The sequence below is a fragment of the Larkinella sp. C7 genome (genome assembly GCF_006149005.1).
GTDB lineage: Bacteria > Bacteroidota > Bacteroidia > Cytophagales > Spirosomataceae > Larkinella.
In genome coordinates, this window is sequence record NZ_VBSL01000228.1 from 1 (window position 1) to 358 (window position 358).

At 39.7% G+C, this 358-nt stretch carries 1 protein-coding gene; it reads right to left on the reverse strand.

The features are described 5' to 3' along the window. Positions 1-103: 103 nt before the first annotated feature. A partial coding sequence (locus FH871_RS35220) for a CidA/LrgA family protein (RefSeq protein ID WP_138995377.1) occupies positions 104-358 on the reverse strand: 255 nt, incomplete at its 5' end.

Below are 358 nucleotides of genomic sequence, written 5' to 3' on the forward strand. Positions count from 1 at the left end.
TTACCGGATGGGGAAAGCGACGGAAAATTAGCAAGCCAATCAAATAGGCAAAGATTGACAGAGAAAGGCCGAAAATAGGATTAGTATAGATAGCAGACATGACTCACTCCTTATAATCCCCTTCAAAGTGATTCTTTATCCAGGAAACGACAAAACCAATAGTCAAGAGATTCAAAATCAGAGCTCCAACGGTAATAATCAGAATGGGCAAGATATTAGGAATGATGACATTGAAGTATTGCATAATCCCGACACCGGCAGGCAGGAAAAGAATAGTCATATTATTGAGCAAAAATTTTCCCACAGTATAGATATGTCGCAGCCTCACCAGTTTTAATTCTAGGGCGATAAAGAGCAG